The 20,761-nt window shown below is 34.6% G+C and carries 17 protein-coding genes; 6 read left to right on the forward strand and 11 right to left on the reverse strand.

The window, feature by feature from the left end:
* Window positions 1-26: 26 nt before the first annotated feature.
* The 5 genes from GTZ96_RS05405 to GTZ96_RS05425 all read left to right on the forward strand — a co-directional run bounded on the left by GTZ96_RS05405 (window position 27) and on the right by GTZ96_RS05425 (window position 10,507).
* On the forward strand, window positions 27-3,218 hold the full coding sequence (locus GTZ96_RS05405) for a SusC/RagA family TonB-linked outer membrane protein (RefSeq protein ID WP_161641653.1): 3,192 nt from the start codon (window positions 27-29) through the stop codon (window positions 3,216-3,218).
* Between the two features lie 11 nt (window positions 3,219-3,229).
* Window positions 3,230-4,837 (forward strand): RagB/SusD family nutrient uptake outer membrane protein, encoded by a 1,608-nt coding sequence (locus GTZ96_RS05410; protein ID WP_207720143.1) that lies wholly within the window; start codon window positions 3,230-3,232, stop codon window positions 4,835-4,837.
* A 17-nt stretch (window positions 4,838-4,854) separates the two neighbouring features.
* Window positions 4,855-5,907 carry an IPT/TIG domain-containing protein gene (locus GTZ96_RS05415; protein WP_161641655.1) on the forward strand — a complete coding sequence of 351 codons (1,053 nt, stop codon included), beginning with the start codon at window positions 4,855-4,857 and terminating at the stop codon, window positions 5,905-5,907.
* A 216-nt stretch (window positions 5,908-6,123) separates the two neighbouring features.
* On the forward strand, window positions 6,124-8,991 hold the full coding sequence (gene galA / locus GTZ96_RS05420; protein WP_161641657.1) for a beta-galactosidase GalA: 2,868 nt from the start codon (window positions 6,124-6,126) through the stop codon (window positions 8,989-8,991).
* Between the two features lie 277 nt (window positions 8,992-9,268).
* Entirely contained in the window at window positions 9,269-10,507 is a 1,239-nt protein-coding gene (locus tag GTZ96_RS05425; RefSeq protein WP_161641659.1) for a glycoside hydrolase family 27 protein, read from the forward strand.
* A gap of 423 nt (window positions 10,508-10,930) precedes the next feature.
* On the opposite strand, the gene GTZ96_RS05430 is transcribed toward GTZ96_RS05425, so the two are convergent.
* The 5 genes from GTZ96_RS05430 to GTZ96_RS05450 form a co-directional block, all read right to left on the reverse strand.
* Window positions 10,931-11,428, reverse strand: coding sequence for a hypothetical protein (locus GTZ96_RS05430; protein WP_161641661.1), 498 nt, complete (start codon window positions 11,426-11,428; stop codon window positions 10,931-10,933).
* A 307-nt stretch (window positions 11,429-11,735) separates the two neighbouring features.
* Window positions 11,736-12,992: a (R)-mandelonitrile lyase gene (locus tag GTZ96_RS05435; protein WP_207720145.1), complete on the reverse strand. Its 1,257-nt coding sequence runs from the start codon at window positions 12,990-12,992 to the stop codon at window positions 11,736-11,738.
* Between the two features lie 169 nt (window positions 12,993-13,161).
* Entirely contained in the window at window positions 13,162-14,229 is a 1,068-nt protein-coding gene (locus tag GTZ96_RS05440; protein ID WP_161641663.1) for an alpha/beta hydrolase, read from the reverse strand.
* 34 nt (window positions 14,230-14,263) lie between these two features.
* A complete protein-coding gene (locus GTZ96_RS05445) occupies window positions 14,264-14,833 on the reverse strand; it encodes a sugar O-acetyltransferase (protein WP_161641665.1) in 570 nt (189 codons plus the stop codon).
* Between the two features lie 99 nt (window positions 14,834-14,932).
* On the reverse strand, window positions 14,933-15,373 hold the full coding sequence (locus GTZ96_RS05450) for a nuclear transport factor 2 family protein (RefSeq protein ID WP_161641667.1): 441 nt from the start codon (window positions 15,371-15,373) through the stop codon (window positions 14,933-14,935).
* Window positions 15,374-15,498: 125 nt separating this feature from the next.
* On the opposite strand from GTZ96_RS05450, the gene GTZ96_RS05455 reads away from it, so the two are divergent.
* Window positions 15,499-15,897 carry a winged helix-turn-helix transcriptional regulator gene (locus GTZ96_RS05455; protein WP_161641669.1) on the forward strand — a complete coding sequence of 133 codons (399 nt, stop codon included), beginning with the start codon at window positions 15,499-15,501 and terminating at the stop codon, window positions 15,895-15,897.
* A 16-nt stretch (window positions 15,898-15,913) separates the two neighbouring features.
* Here GTZ96_RS05455 and GTZ96_RS05460 read toward each other — a convergent pair whose 3' ends face one another.
* The 6 genes from GTZ96_RS05460 to GTZ96_RS05485 all read right to left on the reverse strand — a co-directional run bounded on the left by GTZ96_RS05460 (window position 15,914) and on the right by GTZ96_RS05485 (window position 20,749).
* Window positions 15,914-16,741, reverse strand: a complete 828-nt coding sequence (locus GTZ96_RS05460; RefSeq protein WP_161641671.1) for a helix-turn-helix domain-containing protein — start codon at window positions 16,739-16,741, stop codon at window positions 15,914-15,916.
* A gap of 126 nt (window positions 16,742-16,867) precedes the next feature.
* Window positions 16,868-17,473 carry an NAD(P)H-dependent oxidoreductase gene (locus tag GTZ96_RS05465; protein WP_161641673.1) on the reverse strand — a complete coding sequence of 202 codons (606 nt, stop codon included), beginning with the start codon at window positions 17,471-17,473 and terminating at the stop codon, window positions 16,868-16,870.
* Between the two features lie 126 nt (window positions 17,474-17,599).
* Window positions 17,600-18,460 (reverse strand): helix-turn-helix domain-containing protein, encoded by an 861-nt coding sequence (locus tag GTZ96_RS05470; RefSeq protein ID WP_161641675.1) that lies wholly within the window; start codon window positions 18,458-18,460, stop codon window positions 17,600-17,602.
* Between the two features lie 138 nt (window positions 18,461-18,598).
* Window positions 18,599-19,174, reverse strand: a complete 576-nt coding sequence (locus tag GTZ96_RS05475) for a TMEM175 family protein (protein ID WP_161641677.1) — start codon at window positions 19,172-19,174, stop codon at window positions 18,599-18,601.
* 10 nt (window positions 19,175-19,184) lie between these two features.
* Window positions 19,185-19,757, reverse strand: a complete 573-nt coding sequence (locus GTZ96_RS05480; protein WP_161641679.1) for an NAD(P)H-binding protein — start codon at window positions 19,755-19,757, stop codon at window positions 19,185-19,187.
* A gap of 11 nt (window positions 19,758-19,768) precedes the next feature.
* A complete protein-coding gene (locus tag GTZ96_RS05485) occupies window positions 19,769-20,749 on the reverse strand; it encodes an aldo/keto reductase (RefSeq protein ID WP_161641681.1) in 981 nt (326 codons plus the stop codon).
* Window positions 20,750-20,761: the final 12 nt, after the last annotated feature.

Below are 20,761 nucleotides of genomic sequence, written 5' to 3' on the forward strand. Positions count from 1 at the left end.
CAATATTAACTAACTAAACATTTATTATGAAAAAACTATTGTCAAATTTAATTCATTGGAAAGTCAACCACAGATCGATTCCTTTGATTTTGTTTTTATTATTATCCTGCAATTACATTGCAGCACAAACGAAAGTGCAGGGAGTTGTAAAAGATGATAAAGGACTTACTATTCCTGGTGCAAATATCACTGTTGCAGGTTCGGGAAAATCAGTTTCAACTGACTTTGATGGAAAATTCACTATCGATGCTCCTTCAAATGCGACATTATCGTTCTCTTTTGTCGGATTTTATACGCAAAAAATTGCTGTTGATGGGAGAACAACTATAAACGTAATCTTAAAATCTAGTGCTGAAGATTTAAAAGATGTAGTAGTAATTGGTTACGGAACTGTAAAAAGAAAAGACGTAAACAGTTCTATTTCTAGTATTAGCTCAAAAGATATCGAAAATATAAAAGTCGCTTCTTTTGATCAAATGATGCAAGGCAAGGCCGCTGGTGTTGTTGTAAATAATAATTCAGGTGAGCCAGGAGGAAATGTTTCTGTAAAAATTAGAGGTGCTTCTTCTTTGACAGGTACAAATGAGCCTTTATATGTAATTGATGGAGTGCCAGTTTCCGGAGATGCTAGAAATTCATCTACATCTGGAAGAAATGCATCTGGAAATTCTAATTTTTCTAATGCAGGAAATATTACATATAGCCCTTTATCTCTAATAAATCCTAGTGATATAGAATCAATTGATATTCTTAAGGATGCTTCTGCTACTGCTATTTATGGTTCACGCGGTGCTAACGGAGTTGTTATTGTAACTACAAAAACAGGTAAAAAAGGAACTGGAAAATTATCTTTCGAGAATTCTTATTCTATCAGTAATTTACCTAAACAATTACCTTCAATGAATTTGCAGCAATATGCAAGTCATCAAAATGCTTTAGCAACTGTATATGGTATTGGTCTTAGACCTGAATTTGCTCATCCAGAGTTTTTAGGAGCTGGTACAGATTGGCAGAAAGAAATTTATCAAACAGGGATTATGAAATCGAATCAATTGTCTTTTTCAGGCGGGAAAGATGGTGTGAATTATTATATCTCTGGAGGAGTGTTGAATCAAGAAGGTATTGTAATTGAATCAGGATTCAAAAGATATAATTTTAGATCTAACATAGATGCCAAAGTAAATAAATTTATAAAAGTTGGTGCCAATGTAAGTGGTGCAATCACAGATGAAAAATTAACTTTAAACGGTCAGTTTAATGGAGTAGTTGCTACTTCTTTATTATCGACTCCGGATGTTGCAGTTAGAGAATTGTCAGGATCTTTTGCAGGCCCACCAGTAGGAGGAGCAACTTCATTCGTCAACCCTGTAGCAACTTCTTTATTAGGGTCTAATACATTGGTTAGAAAAAATTATTCAGGAAATTTTTATACGCAAATTGATTTGTTCAAAGGATTGGATTATCGTTTTGAGGTGGGTGGATATATCTATGACAATTTAGGACAGCAATATGACCCAATGTATTCTTTAGGGAATGCTGTAAAAAGCTATGCTAATTTATATTACAATCCATCTTCAGGTAACTCATGGAACTTAAAAAACATGCTTACTTATAGAAATACTATTGGAAAACACAATTTTACAGTTTTGGCAGTACAAGAATCTAATAGAGCACATTGGGAAGGGCATTCTATTAATGCAACTGGTTTTAAAGACAATAGTCATCATGAACTTGCGTATTCTGATTTGTCTAAATCAATCTTAAGCAGTCCATACGAAGGAGAGCAAACATTATCTTCTTATTTAGGAAGGGTTGTTTATGATTATGGAAATAAATATGGGATTTCTGGAGCAGTTAGAACAGATGGATCTTCAAAGTTTGACATAGGTAAAAAATGGGGTGTTTTTGGTTCATTTGGGGCTTCTTGGAAACTTTCTAATGAGACTTTCATGGAAAGTACTAAAAAGTATGTTGATGATATAAAATTTAGATTTGGTTGGGGACAAACGGGTAACAATCAAATTCCTAATAATTTATATGATTCTAACTTACATTTGGTTAATAGTTCAATGGGGAATTCTTATTTACCATCAAACACAAATAACGCAAATTTAAAATGGGAAACTCAGGAGCAAACTAATTTAGGTTTAGATTTTACAATGTTTGATTCTAAACTAACTGCTTCTGTAGATGTTTATAATAAAGTTTCTAAAAACTTCTTGTATCAAGTTCCTTTGCCAAACTTTCTTTCTGGTGGTGGAGATTATGAAGGGGGTGTAAATCCTCCATATTTTAATCTTGGAAGCATGCAAAACAGAGGAATCGAGGTTGCACTTGGTTATTCTCATAACTTTACTGAAAACTTTTCATGGAATGCTAGTTTGAATTTATCTAAGTATGTAAATGAGGTAACTGATATGGCAGGATTAAACATTGTTAAAACAATGAATACACTTGCTTATAGTACAGTTACTGTTTCCAGAACAATGGAAGGTTTGCCAATAGGGTCATTTGTTGGTTATCAAGCTGAAGGCATTTATAGAACAGATGATGATTTATTGACTTATGGACATGATAATGGCAGTACTAAAGTGCCTTTGAAAAATGGAACCAATTCATTATTACCAAATTTTAAAAAAGGAGATGTAATTTACAAAGATGTAAATAATGATGGTATTATCGATTCGAAAGATTTAGTTCCGATTGGAAATCCAAATCCAAAATTAACTTACGGATTTACCAATAATTTTAAATATAAAAATGTTGATTTGTCAATTTTCCTTCAAGGAACTGCCGGGAATAAATTAATGAATTTAACCCGTGCATCTGGTACAATGAACAATGGTGTTGGAACAAATTATTTAACTGAAGCGGCAGATTTTTATTCAGCTGGCAATTTAGATGCTGCTCTCCCAAGACCTTCAGCTTATGATGATATAAATAATGCAGTATCGTCTCGTTTTATTGAGGATGGATCTTATTTAAGAATTCAAAATGTAACTTTAGGGTATTCTTTGCCGTCTAATATTATTTCTAAAATTAAATTATCAAGATTGAGATTTTATGCCTCTGCGCAAAACCTATATACTTTTACCAAATACAAAGGTTATGATCCTGAAGTAGGTTCTTATAACCAAGATGCATTATTATCAGGTATTGATAATGGTCGTTATCCTACACCTAGACAGATAACTTTTGGTTTTAATGTTGAATTTTAATACATATTAATATGAAAAATATAATAAAAAGAAGCAGTGTTGTTGCTATGACATTAATGTTGTTGGTTTCATCTTCTTGTTCTCAGGATTTTATAGATGTGCCAGCACAGGGAACACCTACTTTAACGAACTATTATGACTCAGATTTGAAATTAGATAATGCAGCTAATGGATTATATGGTCTGGTGTGGTTTAATATGAACAAAGCTGGTTATTATGGTATTACTGATGTGATTTCTGGTAATATGTATGCCGCTCCGTATAATGATTTTGGTAAATTCACCGATTTGAGTTTTACCAATACTGCATCATATATCTCTGATTCATGGAGATCATGTTATGGTGCTATTGCAAATTCTAATGCTTTTATTAATGGTTTGCCTACTGGTGTTGGACCAAATGTTAGTAAGGAAGCATTAAATAATGCATTAGGAGAAGCACATTTTATCAGAGCTTTTTCTTATTTCTTCTTGGTAAGATTGTGGGGTAATGTGCCTATTATTGAAAACACTGCTGATTATTCTGCGAATTTTGTTATTCCTAGTAATCCTGTTGAAGATGTTTATAAATTTATAGAGAATGATTTAAAATTTGCGGCTGCTAATTTAAGGACTAAAGTTAGAGGTTCTAATTATGCTGCTAATGCGCATGTATCAAGCGGATCTGCTAAGGCTTTTTTAGCAAAAGTATATTTATATGAGAAAAAATATGACCTTGCTAAAGCTATGGCTTTGGAAGTAATTAATAGCGGAGAGTTTAAGTTATTAGGTGGAGATGAATTGCCTTCAAAATCTTTTGCTGATTTATTTTTGCAGATGAACAATAATAATGAAGAGTCAATCTTTGCATGGCAATGGACAGGGACGGGGACTTATTTTGATGGTAACTTCTCTAATACAACATTCGCTCCAGAAAATAGATTAGTAGAAACTAGTTATTCTGCTCAGATTGCACCATCTCAGGATTTAATTAAGAACGCTTTTGAAAATGGAGACAGAAGAAGAAAAGAGACGTTTATGCTTCCTGGGGATTATTATCCAAATTTAACTTATGCGGCAACACTTGCTGTAGATTCACCTTATCTATTAGGATACACATTTAATTTAACTGATGTGCCAAATGGAGTTCAAAATTCTGGAGCAGGATTAAAAAAATACGTAATAGGAAAAGAAAATTTACCTGTTACAGGGAAGTTTAACAAACCTTTTAATGGGGAAAGCAGTATGAATACTTATCAAATGCGTTATGCAGAGTTATTATTAATTCATGCAGAGGCTGTTATAGGTTCACAAACAGGTAGTACTACTGATGCATTGGCTCTTAAATCGTATAATGCAGTTCGTAAAAGAGCTGGTTTGGCAACAAAGACATCAATTACTTTTGATGATGTATTTAGAGAAAGACGTGCGGAATTAGCTTGTGAAGGAGATTACTATTTTGATCTGGGACGTTTGCCTTTTGCTAAAGCTAAAGCAATATTAGAAGCACAAGATAGAGGAGATAAAGACACTCCAAAACATATTGTAATCACTGCTACAAGTCTTTTATTGCCTTATCCTTCGGATGATTTGATTAAAAATCCAAAATTGACAGAAGTAGCTCCGTATACTTTTAAATAATTTTTAAAATGAAAAATATGAAAAATATAAAAATTGTTACGTTAACAGCATGTATTGCATTGATGTTATCTTTAATGCTTTTTAGTTCATGCTCCGATGATGCTAATACTTCAGATAGTGCTGGACCTCCAGTTATAGAATCGGTAATGCCATCAGGTTATACTAAAGATGGCAGTGTTTTGCCATTAACTCCAGTTACTAAGGGAGATCCTAAAAGTTATTACATTATTCATGGAAAAGGATTGCTCACAACAGAGAAAGTCTACTTTAATGATTATGACACTTATTTTAGACCAACTTTTATAACTGATACTGATATAGTTATATTGATTGATGAAAATACGCCTTATTCAAACTCTTCTAATAAATTGAAGGTAGTTACCAGTTATGGCACTGTTCTTTATGACTTTGTCACTGCGCCGCCACCTCCAACTTTTAATTGGTTCAATTCAATAAATGCTGCAACAGGAGATATAGTTACAATCGATGGAAAGTATTTTTTAAATCCTATTGTAACAGTTGGAACTCAGCAAGCTACTGTAGTTTCTTCTACATTGACAGAGATTAAATTTAAGATGCCTGCCAATTCTGCTGATAAATTGGTGACTGTTTCAAACATTACAGGTACTGCTGCTTCTAGTTTGGCGGTTGGCGCAGCATTATATGACGATGTGGTACAAGGTGATGCAGGACATTGGACATGGGATGGCAGCCCTTTTATTACAGATTATGCTGTAGATAAAGCGCAAGGTAATGCAGCAATTAAATTAGTTTTTGGAGGCTGGAGCGGTGCCGACATGAAGTTTAATTCTAGAAATGTTTCAAAATATAAAGCATTTAGAGTTAAGATTAAAAGTGTCTCTGCAAATCCTGATGCTAAGTTAACTTTTGTTTTTGGAGGATGGGCTTATACAGTACAAAAATCAATAAATACATCATGGACTACTATTGAAATTCCATTTTCAGCGATTGGAAATCCTACTACTTTTGATCAATTGACATTTCAAGAATCCGGTAATTTTGGCGGTAATACCATATTAATGGATGAGATGGGATTTGTATTGAAATAAAATTATTATTTTGAGTTAGTTTAAAATATTCCCTAGTTTAAAAATTAGGGAATATTTTTTTTACGGCAGTTTTTGTCAGCTTAAATTTGAAATGCTCAAATTCTCTATTGTGCCGTTTTTTTTAAGTGGATTATGAAAAAAAAAGTATCAATATACTTGACTTCTATTCATTATTTTTGAGAGTAAAACTTTTGACAAACCTTTTTATAAATGTTAATGAAAAATTTCAAAACATTCCTTTTTTTATTCCTGATTTCTTTTAGTTTTTCTGTTTTTTCGCAATCAGCTTCGAATAATTCTTCTAGAGAACATATTTCGTTAGACAAAGATTGGAAATTTGCTTTTGGTCATCCATCAGATACCAAGAAGGATTTTAATACAAGAACGGCTTATTTTTCTTATTTGGCAAAAGCGGGTTTTGGTGACGGCGCTTCCAATGCTTCTTTTGATGACCGTTCTTGGCGAAAATTAGATCTTCCCCATGATTGGGCAGTAGAACAAGGTTTTAGCAGTGAAGCTAGTTTTAGTCACGGATTCAAAGCAATTGGCCAAAATTTCCCAGACAAAAGCATCGGTTGGTACCGCAAAAAAATAACTATACCTGCAAGTGATTTGGGAAGACGGATTCATATCGCATTCGATGGTGTTTTTCGTAATTCCATTGTTTGGGTAAACGGTCATTATTTAGGAAATCATGACAGCGGTTATTTGGGTTTTGAATATGATATCACTGATTATATTAATTATGGAGGCGAAAATACAATTGCCGTTCGGGCAGATGCGACTATGGAAGAAGGCTGGTTTTATGAAGGAGCAGGAATTTATCGTCATGTTTGGCTTAATAAAACCAATGAACTTCATGTACCGGATAACGGCACTTTTGTGAAAACAAAAACAAAAGACAATACAACCGAAATTAGCGCACTAGTCACACTTACAAACGACGGTAAAGGGTCAAAATCGTTCAAAATAAACCAAACTATTTTGGATGCCACTGGTAAAACTGTTTCCGAAAAAACAATAAATTCCTGTACTTTAAATCCAAGAGAAACCAAAGATTTTTCTGCAGATTTAACAGTGCAGAATGCTACACTTTGGTCGCTTGAAAATCCTTATTTGTACAAAATAATTACTTCTGTTTATGAAGAGGAGAAATTAGTTGATATTTTTCAAACTACTTTCGGAATCCGAACGATCCGTTTTGATGCCAATGAAGGTTTTTTTCTTAACGGAAAACATGTTAAAATAAAAGGAACAAACAATCATCAGGATCATGCTGGAGTAGGAACAGTCATGCCAGATGCTTTACAGGATTTCAGAATAAAAACCTTAAAATCCTTCGGGAGCAATGCCTATCGCTGTTCTCATAACCCGCCTACACCCGAGTTATTGGATGCTTGTGACCGTTTAGGAATGCTGGTAATTGACGAAAACCGTTTAATGGGAAGTACACAAACTCAATTAGACGATGTAAAAAAAATGATTGAACGAGACAGAAACCATCCTTCCGTTATAAGCTGGAGCATCGGAAACGAAGAATGGGGAATTGAAAATGACATTGTAGGCGCTAGAATTGCGAGTTCCATGCAGTCTTATGTGAAATCTATAGATGCCACCAGGCCTGCGACTGCTGCTTTTAGCGGTGGGATTGGCAGTAACGGGATCACAACGGTTATGGATCTGTTGGGAATTAATTATATCGTGAATAAAAGCACTGACGAACAGCATAAATTATTTCCAAATCAATCCATTTGGGGAACCGAGGAAGGAAGTACCAATGCTACTCGAGGCGAATATTATCGCGACAATCAAAAACACATCATGCCGGCTTATGATAAAGCGCCAAGCCCCAGTTTTATTAGTATAGAAAAAGGCTGGAAACATTATAATTCCCGTCCGTATCTGTCAGGAATGTTCATTTGGACAGGATTTGATTATCGTGGTGAGCCAACCCCTTTCGAATATCCTTCTACAGGTTCTTATTTCGGAATGGTGGATCAATGCGGATTTTATAAAGACGATGCTTGGTATCTAAAGTCATGGTGGCAGGACGAACCAGTGCTGCATCTTTTGCCTCACTGGAATTGGACTGGAAAGGAAAATCAAAGTATTGAAGTTTGGGCGTACAGCAATTGTGACGAAGTAGAGCTTTTTTTAAATAAGAAAAGTTTAGGCAAAAAAACAATGGAAAAAGACGGGCATCTCGAATGGAATGTCAATTATACTCCCGGAACGCTTGAAGCAATCGGGTACAAAAACGGAAAGAAAATTATAACCGATGTCGTGAAAACTACTGGTGTAGCCACCGTTTTAAATTTAGCATCCGATAAAAATAGTATTGAGGCTGCCAAAAATGATATTGCAATGATTACAGTCAGTGCCAAGGACAAATCGGGACTTTCTGTACCAATCGCGGATAATGAAGTTGTCTTTTCAATCACTGGTCCAGGAAAAATTATCGGTGTTGGAAACGGAAACCCAACCTCACTTGAAGCCGATCAATATTTAGAAACCAACACTGTTTTGAATATTGAAAATCTAAAAGAAAAAATAGTAGCCGATATCAATGTTTCAGAAGAAACACAGGGAAATGTAGCAACCGAGTCTTGGCAAAAAGCCTTTATAGACGACAGAGACACCATTTTTGGTAAAAAAGTAAAAGCAGTCGTTTATAGAACCGAGTTCGAACTGCCGGCGAATTACAACGAAACAGCAATCAGTTTGTTCTATAACAGTCTTGGTAAAAAACAATCCATTTTTATTAACGGACATAAAATTAGCAATGAAATACCCGAAAACAAAAAAGGAGACACCTTTGTATTGGACAAAAAAATACTGCATTCAGGGAAAAACACCATTGCAATTATCGCCCAGCCCTTATTAAAAAAATACAAATGGGATGTGGTCAATCAAAACCCGGGAACGATTCAGATTATTACCAAAGCCAAAAATTACAAGCGCAAATTATTTAACGGTTTGGCTCAGGTTATCATTCAAACCACTGGCGAAACGGGCGAAATTACGCTGACCGCCACCAGTAACGGACTCAAAAAAGCTGAAATAATAATTAATGCAGTAAAATAATAAAAGTTAGTTGGGCGTGTTCGCCGTGGCGAATCGGGCTGTACGTTCCCGCTTCCCGATGAAAAATCGGGAGAGCTCCATTGCCATCCCTCACGCAAATCCTGCAAAACAAGAAATTTGTGTTAAAAATAGAAAACACTAAAATGAAAAATAGTGAATTAATTATGCCTAACAGGTTGAAAGAAGCCTGTTAGGAAACGTACAATCCTAACAGGTCTCCAAGACCTGTTAGGTATTATTTCGACAGCTTCGTATGACTTTTAAAAAAAATAAAAAAATGAAAAAATTACTTCTCAGCCTACTTTTAGGCGGTATGACATTTCAAGGATTCTCACAAGGAAATGTTTACAAGCAAGAAACAGGAAAATTTGAAGGTTTGGCTATGACACCGCCAATGGGCTGGAACTCTTGGAACACTTTTGAAACCAACATCGACGAAAAACTCGTAAAAGAAACCGCCGATATTATGGTTTCTACCGGAATGGTGGCAGCAGGCTACAATTATATTGTACTCGACGATGGCTGGATGACCAAAGAAAGAGATAAAGATGGAAATTTAGTTCCGGATCCAATAAAATTTCCAAGCGGAATGAAAGCTTTAATTGAATACGTTCATTCCAAAGGACTAAAGTTTGGTTTGTACAATTGTGCAGGAACACACACTTGTGCAGGTTATCCAGGTACAAGGGGTTATGAATACCAAGATGCCCGTTTTTATGCCAATTTAGGAATTGATTTCTTAAAATACGATTGGTGCAACACCGCTGGAATCAATGCTCCGGAAGCCTATGCAACAATGAGCAACGCGCTAAAAACAGCTGGAAGACCTATCGTTTTCAGTCTTTGCGAATGGGGCGATAATAAACCTTGGGATTGGGGAAAACCTATTGGGAATCTTTGGAGAATTTCGGGAGATATTTACCCCTGTTTTGATTGTGAATTCCACCACGAAGAAGGAAATTGGTCGTCATGGGGATTTATGAAAATTGCTGAAATGCGCAAAGACATCCGTAAATTTTCAGGTCCTGATCATTGGAATGATTTTGACATGATGGAAGTGGGTGACGGAATGACCAATACTGAAGATAAAACTCATTTTGCCATGTGGTGTATGATGGCTTCCCCTTTAATTGCCGGAAATGATTTCAGAAAAATGTCAAAGGAAACCTTGGCTATTTTAACCAACAAAGAACTGATTGCTGTAAATCAGGATAAATTAGGAATTCAAGGATTCAAACTTTCTGCCGAAGACGGATTGGAAGTTTGGGTAAAACCGCTATCCGACGGGAATTGGGCAATCACATTTTTGAATAGAACAGACGCTCCTAAAAAAATCAATTTCGAATGGAAAAAACACACGATAAAAGATATCGATTTCAATTTGGAAGCTAATCTTAATACAACTGTTTATAAGATAAAAGACCTTTGGAAAAATGTAACTATAGGCACCACTAAAAAAGCTTTCCGTTCTGAAATAACTTCTCATGATGTTATTACTTTGAAATTGATTAAGTAAACTACACATTGTATAATATATCATAAATAGAAAGAGAATTTACCCGAGATTGTAAAACAATAATACTTAAAAATAGTAATTGCAATTAATAATTATAAAGATGATACAACAGTATCTACTAAAGAATAAAAACACATAAAATGTTTGTTACTATGAACAAAAACACTGTTTTTGTTCATAGTAACAAACATTTAGTAAGATGAATAGAAAAAAACAAAACATTTTCCCTAAGCACCAAATGATATTAGAACAGATGGGAGAAAAACATAAAGCTAGCTAGGAAAAGAAGAAAGCTAACTACTATTCAAGTAGCAGAAAGAGCTGATATTATTAGGACTACTTTATCAAATAGAAAAAGGCAGCCCTCATAATAATTTTTAACTATTCCTTTGATACTCGCGGTAAAGTCCTTTTAAATTAATCCTATTTGGTCAAATTAACCATAATATTAAAAGCAAGCAAAAAACAAAGTACTCCTGAAATAGCAATCCAAAAATTGGCGGTTTCCGCTGTGTGTTTAACAAAAACACTTTTCTTTTTGATGGCAACCATATTCAACTTCAAAATCTCAAAAATATTTTGACGAATTTGGCTTTTCAAGCTTTCATCAGCCTGGTTTTTTTTCAAAGCATTAAAACTACTCTGCAGATTATAGGTCACTTTATCTTCACCAACTTCTGTAATATTCCCCATTTGTTTGGTAAGATTGGTTTCGAATACTACTATTGCTTTTTCCTTATTCGAGTTAATTTCATCTAACGAAAGAAGCATATTTCTAGAATACTCGAGCGTGTTATAATTGGCTTTCAAAATATTTTCAGTATCATTTTCAATCGAAAAATTACTGTACGCACTCACCAATGAAAGGATGATTATCATTAGAAAAAGTAGACCAACTTTTAAGTTTAATTTGATTTTCATTTTTTAATTTTTTATGTACTTTCAGCGTTATCTCGTTATTAGTTATTGATGTAGAATATTGATTTCCAATACATTTTTAATAGGTTCTAATTTACAACTCTTAACTTTTAAATCCTAATTTACAAGCACATTAAGGTGTTCTTTATTGAAATCTTTATAAAATCTTTATACTTTACGGTTTTTATAATATAAAACACTTAAATCAGATACTTTAAATTTACACTATAAATCATACACAAATGAAAAATATCTTAAAACATTCGGAATATAGAAACCAGTATCTTATAAGCATACTTTCAGTAAACAATTATTTCATTGGCAATACTTCATTCAAACACGCAATGGCATTCAATGTTCGGGGATAACCCACATAAGGAATGAGCTGTGTCATCAGATTAATAAGCGTTTGTCTGTCGTTACCAACATTAGCATTGTCTTGAATATGTCCTTTAATTTGACTTTCGGTTCCGCCCATTGCAATAAGGAAAGAAAGTGTAACCATTTCTCTTGTCTTTACATCCAATCCGTTTCTTGTAATGTAATCCCCAAAACAATTGGCAGATAAATATTCTTGAATGTGCAATAAATCTTTAGGTGCATTTTTATACAGATCCTCTACTCTATTACCAATGATTTCTTTTTGTTTTGCCAAACCTTTTTCCTTTCTGGTTTCAGCTGTGGTCGTAGATTGATTTTCGAGAGGTAATGAAATATTTCGTTCGATAAATATCTCGTTGGTTGCGTTTATAAAATCAATCACTTTAGAAATCCCCACATAAGGTACCGCTTGGTAAAGGACTTCTTTGATTGCTGTTGGTGAAACTCCAACATTTAATGACGCATTAACAAACATCTTATATTCGGTTAAAGCCTGACTACCAATAGTCGAAGCCAGAATCAAAAGCGTTCTTGTTTTAACATCCATTTTATCGTGACTAATCACCACATCAAAAGCAAAGTTGTCAAACACTTCTATCAATTCCGGATCGGTTTCTTTAATTTTCGAAATAGCATTAGGCCACAATTCTTCGTGATTCATTATCGCTGCCGCTGTTAAACTGTTCTCTACTTCATACACTGGAGCTTTAAAACTATTGTATTCCACCTCGCTTACAGGCTCTAACCATTCCGTTTTATCCTTATCAAATTCGGGTACAAGAGCAATATGGCGCATCATGCTGCCGTGCGAAGCTCCATGCCAATGTTTTACATCTTTTGGAATTTTAATCACATCTCCTTTTTGAATCAATTGAATGGATTTGCCTTTTTCCTGATAATAGCCAATTCCCTCAATTACAAATAATATTTGTCCGCTACTGTGAGTGTGCCAATTGGTTCTTGCTTTGGGTTCAAAAGTTACGGTTCCCATATTGATGTTATACCCCTCATCAGGTTTTACATTCATATTTACCCATACGGTTCCTGTAAAATAAGCTGCGGGTGCTGCTATTCCTTTTTCTGTAAATGATGTCATACTGTTTGATTTTATCTTTTGCTGTGCCGATGCTAACTGATTAAACAGGACTAAAAGAATGATTGCTGTAAAATATTTGATGATTTTCATTTTATGTTTAGCCCATTTATATCTTTAACAAAGGTCTGATGAATTCACAAATGCATCAGTATACAGATTACGGTGTTACTTACCATTTTTACGGATTGTTTAAAATCTGTCACCAATAAAAAAAGTTTGTCTGAAAATTGCTTGCAGATAAACCTTATTTTGTTTTAATTTATTTCAAATTCTCCTTGAAAAACTGCTTGAGTTTATCAAAAGGAATTACATCAACTTTATCATACAAATCAACGTGAACTGCATTGGGTATAATCATCAATTCTTTTGGCTCCAATGCAACTTTATAAATGTCTTCGCTGAAATATCTTGAATGTGCCTTTTCGCCAGCAATCAAAAGCATGGGTCTTGGCGAAATCTCTTTTACATAAGTCAACAATGGCATATTCATAAACGAAATCGCATTGGTAATCAACCAAGCTCCATTTGAGTTCACAGAATTCGGATGAAAACCACGAGGCGTTCTGTAATAATCAAAATATTCTTTTACAAATTGAGGTTCGTCGCCTTTCAAACTTTCCGGTAAGTTGCGTGGACCATCGGCTGGTTTTCCGTTTTCGAAATCTTTCCAACGTTGTTCACTCAATCCTTCCAAAGTTTTGGTTCGTTGTTCTAATGTCACCGAATCATTATATCCTTTCGACATTACTCTTGTCATATCATACAAACTTGTCGTTGCAACGGCTTTCACTCGTTTATCAACCGCAGTGGCATTCAAAGCAAATCCACCAAAACCACAAATCCCAATGATTCCAATTTTATTTCTATCTACATTTTTTTGAAGACCTAAAAAATCAACCGCAGCGCTAAAATCTTCGGTATTGATTTCTGGTGAAGCTAAGTTTCTTGGTTCACCACTACTTTCACCTGTGTAAGATGGATCGAATGCCAATGCGGCAAAACCACGTTCTGCCATTTGGTTGGCATACAATCCGGATGATTGTTGTTTCACTGCTCCAAAAGGTCCGCTGATGGCAAGTGAAGCTAATTTTTCGCTTCCACGATCTTTAGGAAGATACAAATCGCCCGATAATGTAATTCCATAACGGTTTTTAAAAGTCACTTTTTGACGGGTTACTTTATCGCTTAATTTGAATGTGTATTGCTCTTTTTGTTCTGTTGTTATCATTTTCTTTAAATTTTTATCTGATAATTTCTGTTTTGTCTGTGCCGATAATTGTCCTAAAGACAATACTATTGCAGCGATTATTAAGGTGATTTTCTTCATTTTATCTGAATTTATTATTATTTACATTGCTGTTTTAATCAATTGATTTAATGATTTTAGCCGGAATTCCACCCATAATTACATTATCAGGAACATCTTTAGAAACTACTGCTCCAGCTGCAATTATCGAATTTTCACCAACAGTAACTCCTGGTAAAATAGTAGCTCCTGCCCCTATCCAGGCTCTTCTTTTGATTAGGATGGGTTTTGTAATTAAAGCTCTTCTGTCGTTGGGATCTATTGGATGATTTTCGGTAATGAGATTGGCTTTCGGGCCAATTAACACCTCATCTTCTATCGTAATTCCACCCATATCAAGGAATGAACAGGCGTGATTGATAAATACGTTTTTTCCAATGGCAATGAACTTTCCGAAATTGGTGTAAAATGGAGGAAAAACTGTTGTGCTTTCCTCTATTTTTGTTCCTATAATTTCACTCAACAATTCCCGAACAGCATCAATATTATCCGAAACATTTAATTGTTGAGAAAGTTTAATGGTTCTGCTAACGATCTCATTTATTTTATAATATTCGGGGTCATTTAAACGAATTGGTTCTCCTGATTTTAGTCTTTCTAATATATCTGTTTCTAAATTTATCATACTGCATTTTAGCTAAATTGTATGAAGCAAATTTAAAAACAAAGCCTCGCAACGACGTTGTTGCAAGGCTCAAACATTCTTTCTGAGAAGCTCAATAATTTATGACGAAATAGGTCTCGATTCAATGATTAGAAAATATCCGATACGCTCTTTTATCAGCCATTTACCATTTTGAAGGACATAGGTGTCATCATATTTCACACTATAATCGGTTAAAACATCTTTTCCTTCCACTTCTCTAATCATTTTAATTTGAGTGAAGGAAATACCAGTAGCCGTATCGGCATCAATTTTTACGGTATGCTGTCCGTTTAGGGTAAAATAGGTTTTTACCTGAGAAGCATGACCATTGAAGTCTTTTTCCATATTTTCTCTTCCGAAAACATCAGCTACTAAAGCGCCACCCATGTACACTTTATAAGCAACATCTGGCGTAAATAGATCCATCACCTCTGCTATTTTTTTGTCATCACTTAAATAAGCATAATTGTCAATTAAGTTTCTAAGTTCTTCTTTTGTTTTTAAAATTTCTAGTGTCATTATTTTACTTTTTTAATTAATACTGAAAAATATTTTTGTTATTATTATTCAACAAAACTATAGTATATTTGATAACAATTTATTAGTCGTTACCTAAAGGTTAGTGACTAACAAAAATCCAACTAATGGCAGTAGTAAAAGAAAATCAAACAGATAACAAAGCATTTACAGAAGAATGCAACGCAGTTTTAATGGCAGTTTCAGACGCATTATACGCCATTGGTGGCAAATGGAAATTGATGATTATCATTGCTATGGCGAGAGGAAACAAACGTTTTACTGAAATTCAACGACAAGTAAATGGCATTTCGGCAAGGGTACTTTCGAGCGAATTGAAAGAATTGGAACTAAACGGATTCATCATCAAAAAAGTGGCTGTTGGTTATCCCGTAAGTATTGAATATGAATTGCTACCGTATAGTCAAACTCTGGAAGAAGTTGTGGGAGCTATGACAAAATGGGGAATGCAACACCGCCAGAAGATTAGAGATGAAAGCTCTTTGGAGTCGTCATCTAAAAAATAGAATTGCCTACGAAATTTTAAACTTCCGTAGGCGAAATTCCATATTGTTTTTTAAAGGCTGTAGAAAAATGCGACGGGTTTTTAAACCCCACTTCCACATACACATCCTGTACTTTTTTACCTTCTTCTTTCAGTTTAAAATAGGCCACTTCAAGACGTTTTTTAATTAACCATTTTTGAGGAGTCAGGTTACTTATTTTCTTGAAATCTCTTTTAAAGGTTGCTAAACTTCTTCCTGTGAAAGATGCAATTTGTTCCATTGTTAGTTCATCCTGATAATTTTCATTTAGGAATTCCAGAATATCGACTTTCCAGGGTTCAGCAAAATCGAACAGTATTGGATATAATAATTCATTACTATTTAATAAAGTATAAATTCCTTCTAGTAATTTCAGATGCGTTACTCCTTCAGTCGGTTTTACATTGCTGTCAAAATAAGGGTTCAGCGATTGAAACAGACTTTCTATTGCTGGCGTTTGCTTTAGTTTAAAAACATTTTCATCCGTAAGAACAATATTCTTCGGAATTTCAGCCTTATCCATTTTGCTGTAGAACTCGCGCAAAACATTTCGTTTAAAAGTTAATGAAATGCCTTTGTACAAATCTTCGCCTTTGCTGTTTTTGTACATTTTTAAACGATGATCTCGTTTGATAAAAGCACATTCGCCTGCCTGAAGAACTATTTTTTCGTTCCGGTCTTCAATCACTTGCTCTCCCGAATACAGATAGACCAAAACGTGTTCTGGCGTAGCGTGAATACACTTTTCGCTATAATCGGAGTAGCAAGACAAAAATATGCCTGAATAACTTATGGTTTTCAACTTATCTGTTTGTTCGGCTGTCATATTTTACTGTTCTGATGGAGATTATAATCTAACAAAATTAACGATTAACTTTTAGCTAAACTTTATTTTGAAGCTCATTTTTCTTTGCTCAGAAGCTCATCTCGTATAAAATAGCATACGTTTTATTTACAATCCGAAAACTTTTTCTAAATGTTTCGGATAATTTTCAAGGTCTTTAGCAATGTCTTCATTTTTAAAAATATCGAAACAATTATAATCAGGTAAAATTTCAACACCGCAAAAACGGTAATTACTGCTAATGTTTAAAAATAAATCTGATGTACTTTTCCCTTGCATCAATTGTTGTGCAGGATTATCAAAAGCTTCAGCCGGAGCATTCCAAGTGGCAGAAATCATAAACTTTTTGCCTTGTAAATGACCACCTGTTCCATATTGTTTGGTCATATCTTCTCTTGTTCTTCCGTCGTCCGAAAGAAACTTTTTGCTTAACAAACCGCTGTTGAAAACTTCGTCCACATATTTTTTATAAATCCAGGGTGCACCAAACCAGTTTACAGGAGTTTGTAACATCACAATATCTGCTTCGAGGTGTTTATCTACTTCTTCGTCAGCATTATACCCTTCTTCAATTTTTGTTTCTAAAATTTCAAAGTCTTTTGCTTCGAAAAAATCTTTTGCTTTTTGAATAAAGGAATTATTTAGTGTTCCTTCGGTCCAATTTGGATAAGTTAAATGGGTATTGATAAGCAATACTTTTTTTGTTTTTTTCATTGTATGATTATTAATTATCAAACAAAGATATAGTCTAAAGAAAAGACAGAAAGAAACAGAATACCAATAAAAAAGAAACAAATTACTGATAATAAAAAACGCCTTGTTAAAGGCGTTTCATTGAGTTTAATTTTTATGGATTGCTTGCAATCGGTATTCTTTTGGAGTGAGATTCACCTGCTTCTTAAAGAATTTCGAAAAGTAATTCGGGTATTCAAAACCCAGTTCATAAGCCACTTCGGTAGTGTTTAAGGTTTTATTTTCTACCAATAGTTCTTTTGCTTTTTTAATTACAAAATCGTGAATGTTTTCAAGAGCCGATTTTTGTGTAAAATGTTTTACAATATCGCCCAAATAATTGGCTGTCAATCCCAGTTTATCAGCAAAATACTGCACATTGGGAAGTTGGGAAACAGGCTGTTTGTAATAATCAATTAGACTTTGTTGAAAATCCGATACAATTCGATTGTACTCTTTGGGGTCAGTTAAAAACTGTCTTTTATAAAATGCTTCCACCAACGAAACCAACACATTTACATAAGACAAAAGCACATTAAAATTTTGTTTTTCACTTTCATAATATTTCATCATCAATTTAAAAACAATACTCACTTCTTCCACTTCATCCTCTGTTAAATACAAGGCTTCGTGTTGACCATAATCCAGATAAGTTTTGAACAAGAATCTGTTTTCTTCAATAATTTTTTTAGAAAGTTGCAGATACATTCCAGTGTAATTTGGGTCAACATCCCATCCAACAGGTATTTCTGGACTATTGAAAAATACGGCGTTTACTGGTTTTGCATTTGAGACAAATTTATCTCTATACCCTGCTTTTATAGAAATTCTGTAAAAATCTACCGCAACAGCTTCAGACTTCAAAAGCATATTAGGCGGGTCATAATAACCCACATCGATATCATTGTCCAAAGGCTTTGTCAAGCCTATGTATTCGTTATATGAAGCGAAGTCATTGAATATTTTCATTTGATAAAGATATAAATTTTACATTTCACTAAATGGTTTGGCATAATCGGTATTTTTTTGTTTGAGAAATAGAAGTCGTATTGTTTTGTTGCGCTTTAATCTAAACTTAGTATTTTTTTTTAAAACTTTAGCTGTTGTTTAATTTTCATTTTGTTTAAATAGGTGATTGGGAACAAACCAAGACAAGGACGTCAGTATTAGAATTATAAAAGCTGTTTTCGGAAAATCGATCAGCGATAAAAAGATGGCTACACAATTCAAACCAAGGCTGAAATACGATTTTTTATGACCTTTGAAGGTGTTGGAAAAAGAGGAATCTTTACCGTGTAATTGGCAAAGTTGATTCACTAAAAGTAGATAAACAATTATACTTACAGTGAGCAGGCTTGCATAAATGGTAACCGTAATCGCTTTAAAATCATTTTCACCCATTGTTGCCGTTGCAAAAGGAACAAGGGAGAGAATAAACAGGTTGAGCATATTGATCCAAAGTACTTTATTGTCCACTTTGGAAACGGTTTGAAACAAATGATGGTGGCTGGCCCAATTTAATCCCACGAAAAGAAAACTAACGCCATAGCTTATGAATACAGGCCACATTGCTACAAAACTATCTAAAGTAGGATTATGTGGAACTTTAAGTTCTAATACCATTATGGTAATGATAATGGCATAAACTCCATCGGTGAACGCTTCAATTCTATTTTTTTCCATATTCCACTTTTTAAGGTTTACTAATTCCTAAATTTTCGTTTTTATGTAATTCTGAATTCTCAACAAGAGTTGCCACAAAAGCAGCGATACTTTTTCTGGAAATGGCTGAACCTGTTTCAGGTGTACCTTTTTGGGTGATGGTATAATCAATTTCGTTGCCATTGGTAAACCAGTCGGGACGTAAAATGGTATAATCTAGTCCCGAACTTTCTATGACATCCGCTAATTTTCGGTAAGGCACTAAAACGGGTTTTAAGGGCGTTTCATAAATACCGATGGAACTGATGGCAATAATTCTTTTCACGCCAGTTTCCTGCATTGCCTTTACAATGTTTTTGGTCATAGCTTCCAAATTTCCGGCAAGGTTTACATATACGAAGTCTTGTCCTTTGACAGCATTTTCAACCTCATCATAATTCATTACATCACTTTCGACGATGATACAACCTTCGGATGTACTTTTTGATAATCGGGTTTTGTTTCTTAAAAATAAAGTGAGTTCAATATTTGTTAGTTGCTGTAGTGCTTCAATCACATATTTTGCAAGACCTCCACTAGCTCCGATGATGAGTACTTTTTTCATATTTTCAATATTTATTTACCAACTCTTTTTTGCAAATGCGCTGGATAACGGTCTCCTTGAATAGTAGTTTTAGCAAACACTTCATCAATTTCCTGAATGTCTCCAGTCGATAAAACAATAGAAGCACCTCCAATATTTTCGGTCAATCGATGTGACTTTGTAGTTCCTGGAATAGGAACAATCCACGGTTTTTGTGCCAACAACCATCCCAAAGCAATTTGTGCTGGTGTGGCTTCTTTTTGCGTGGCAATTGCACCCAACAGCTCAACCAATTTTTGATTGGCTTTTCGGTTTTCTTCAGAAAAACGTGGTACTATATTTCGGAAATCAGAAGCATCAAATTGGGTGTTTTCATTGATAGCACCCGTCAAAAAACCTTTCCCCAATGGGCTAAAAGGAACAAAACCAATTCCCAGTTCTTCCAATGTTGGAAGAATCTCTAATTCGGGTTCTCTCCACCAAATGGAATATTCACTTTGCAAAGCCGTTACGGGCTGAATAGCATGCGCTTTCCGAATGGATTCAACGCCCGCTTCTGAAAGTCCAAAGTGCTTCACTTTTCCTTCTGCAATCAAGTCTTTGACCGTTCCGGCAACGTCTTCCATTGGTACATTTTGGTCAACACGATGTTGGTAGAACAAATCAATCACGTCGGTTTTTAATCTTCTTAAAGATTCTTCGGCAACCGCTCTAATCCGTTTTGGATTGCTGTCTTGTCCTTTGCTGGAATCTCCTTCTTTGAATCCAAATTTGGTCGCAATAACTACTTCTTTTCTAAACGGCGCCAAGGCTTCGCCGACTAATTCTTCATTGACAATGCCGTAAGCTTCTGCTGTATCAAAAAAAGTGATTCCTTGTTCGTAAGCTTCCCTGATTAATTGTATCGCTTTTTGTTTGTCAGTTGCAGGACCGTAACCAAAACTCAATCCCATACACCCCATTCCTAAAGCGGAAACTTCCAGTCCGCTGTTTCCTAATATTCTCTTTTCCATAATTTTTATTTT

The organism is Flavobacterium undicola (genome assembly GCF_009909155.2).
In the GTDB taxonomy this organism is placed as follows: domain Bacteria; phylum Bacteroidota; class Bacteroidia; order Flavobacteriales; family Flavobacteriaceae; genus Flavobacterium; species Flavobacterium undicola.

What these genes read in the sequence shown, in the direction of transcription:
- GTZ96_RS05445 (WP_161641665.1), bottom strand. Translation starts at nt 14,833, where the DNA reads ATGATAAATTTAGAAACAGATATATTAGAAAGACTAAAATCAGGAGAA.
- GTZ96_RS05415 (WP_161641655.1), top strand. Translation starts at nt 4,855, where the DNA reads ATGAAAAATATAAAAATTGTTACGTTAACAGCATGTATTGCATTGATG.
- GTZ96_RS05450 (WP_161641667.1), bottom strand. Translation starts at nt 15,373, where the DNA reads ATGACACTAGAAATTTTAAAAACAAAAGAAGAACTTAGAAACTTAATT.
- GTZ96_RS05430 (WP_161641661.1), bottom strand. Translation starts at nt 11,428, where the DNA reads ATGAAAATCAAATTAAACTTAAAAGTTGGTCTACTTTTTCTAATGATA.
- GTZ96_RS05410 (WP_207720143.1), top strand. Translation starts at nt 3,230, where the DNA reads ATGAAAAATATAATAAAAAGAAGCAGTGTTGTTGCTATGACATTAATG.
- GTZ96_RS05480 (WP_161641679.1), bottom strand. Translation starts at nt 19,757, where the DNA reads ATGAAAAAAGTACTCATCATCGGAGCTAGTGGAGGTCTTGCAAAATAT.
- GTZ96_RS05440 (WP_161641663.1), bottom strand. Translation starts at nt 14,229, where the DNA reads ATGAAGAAAATCACCTTAATAATCGCTGCAATAGTATTGTCTTTAGGA.
- GTZ96_RS05435 (WP_207720145.1), bottom strand. Translation starts at nt 12,992, where the DNA reads ATGAAAATCATCAAATATTTTACAGCAATCATTCTTTTAGTCCTGTTT.
- galA (WP_161641657.1), top strand. Translation starts at nt 6,124, where the DNA reads ATGAAAAATTTCAAAACATTCCTTTTTTTATTCCTGATTTCTTTTAGT.
- GTZ96_RS05425 (WP_161641659.1), top strand. Translation starts at nt 9,269, where the DNA reads ATGAAAAAATTACTTCTCAGCCTACTTTTAGGCGGTATGACATTTCAA.
- GTZ96_RS05460 (WP_161641671.1), bottom strand. Translation starts at nt 16,741, where the DNA reads ATGACAGCCGAACAAACAGATAAGTTGAAAACCATAAGTTATTCAGGC.
- GTZ96_RS05455 (WP_161641669.1), top strand. Translation starts at nt 15,499, where the DNA reads ATGGCAGTAGTAAAAGAAAATCAAACAGATAACAAAGCATTTACAGAA.
- GTZ96_RS05475 (WP_161641677.1), bottom strand. Translation starts at nt 19,174, where the DNA reads ATGGAAAAAAATAGAATTGAAGCGTTCACCGATGGAGTTTATGCCATT.
- GTZ96_RS05405 (WP_161641653.1), top strand. Translation starts at nt 27, where the DNA reads ATGAAAAAACTATTGTCAAATTTAATTCATTGGAAAGTCAACCACAGA.
- GTZ96_RS05465 (WP_161641673.1), bottom strand. Translation starts at nt 17,473, where the DNA reads ATGAAAAAAACAAAAAAAGTATTGCTTATCAATACCCATTTAACTTAT.
- GTZ96_RS05470 (WP_161641675.1), bottom strand. Translation starts at nt 18,460, where the DNA reads ATGAAAATATTCAATGACTTCGCTTCATATAACGAATACATAGGCTTG.
- GTZ96_RS05485 (WP_161641681.1), bottom strand. Translation starts at nt 20,749, where the DNA reads ATGGAAAAGAGAATATTAGGAAACAGCGGACTGGAAGTTTCCGCTTTA.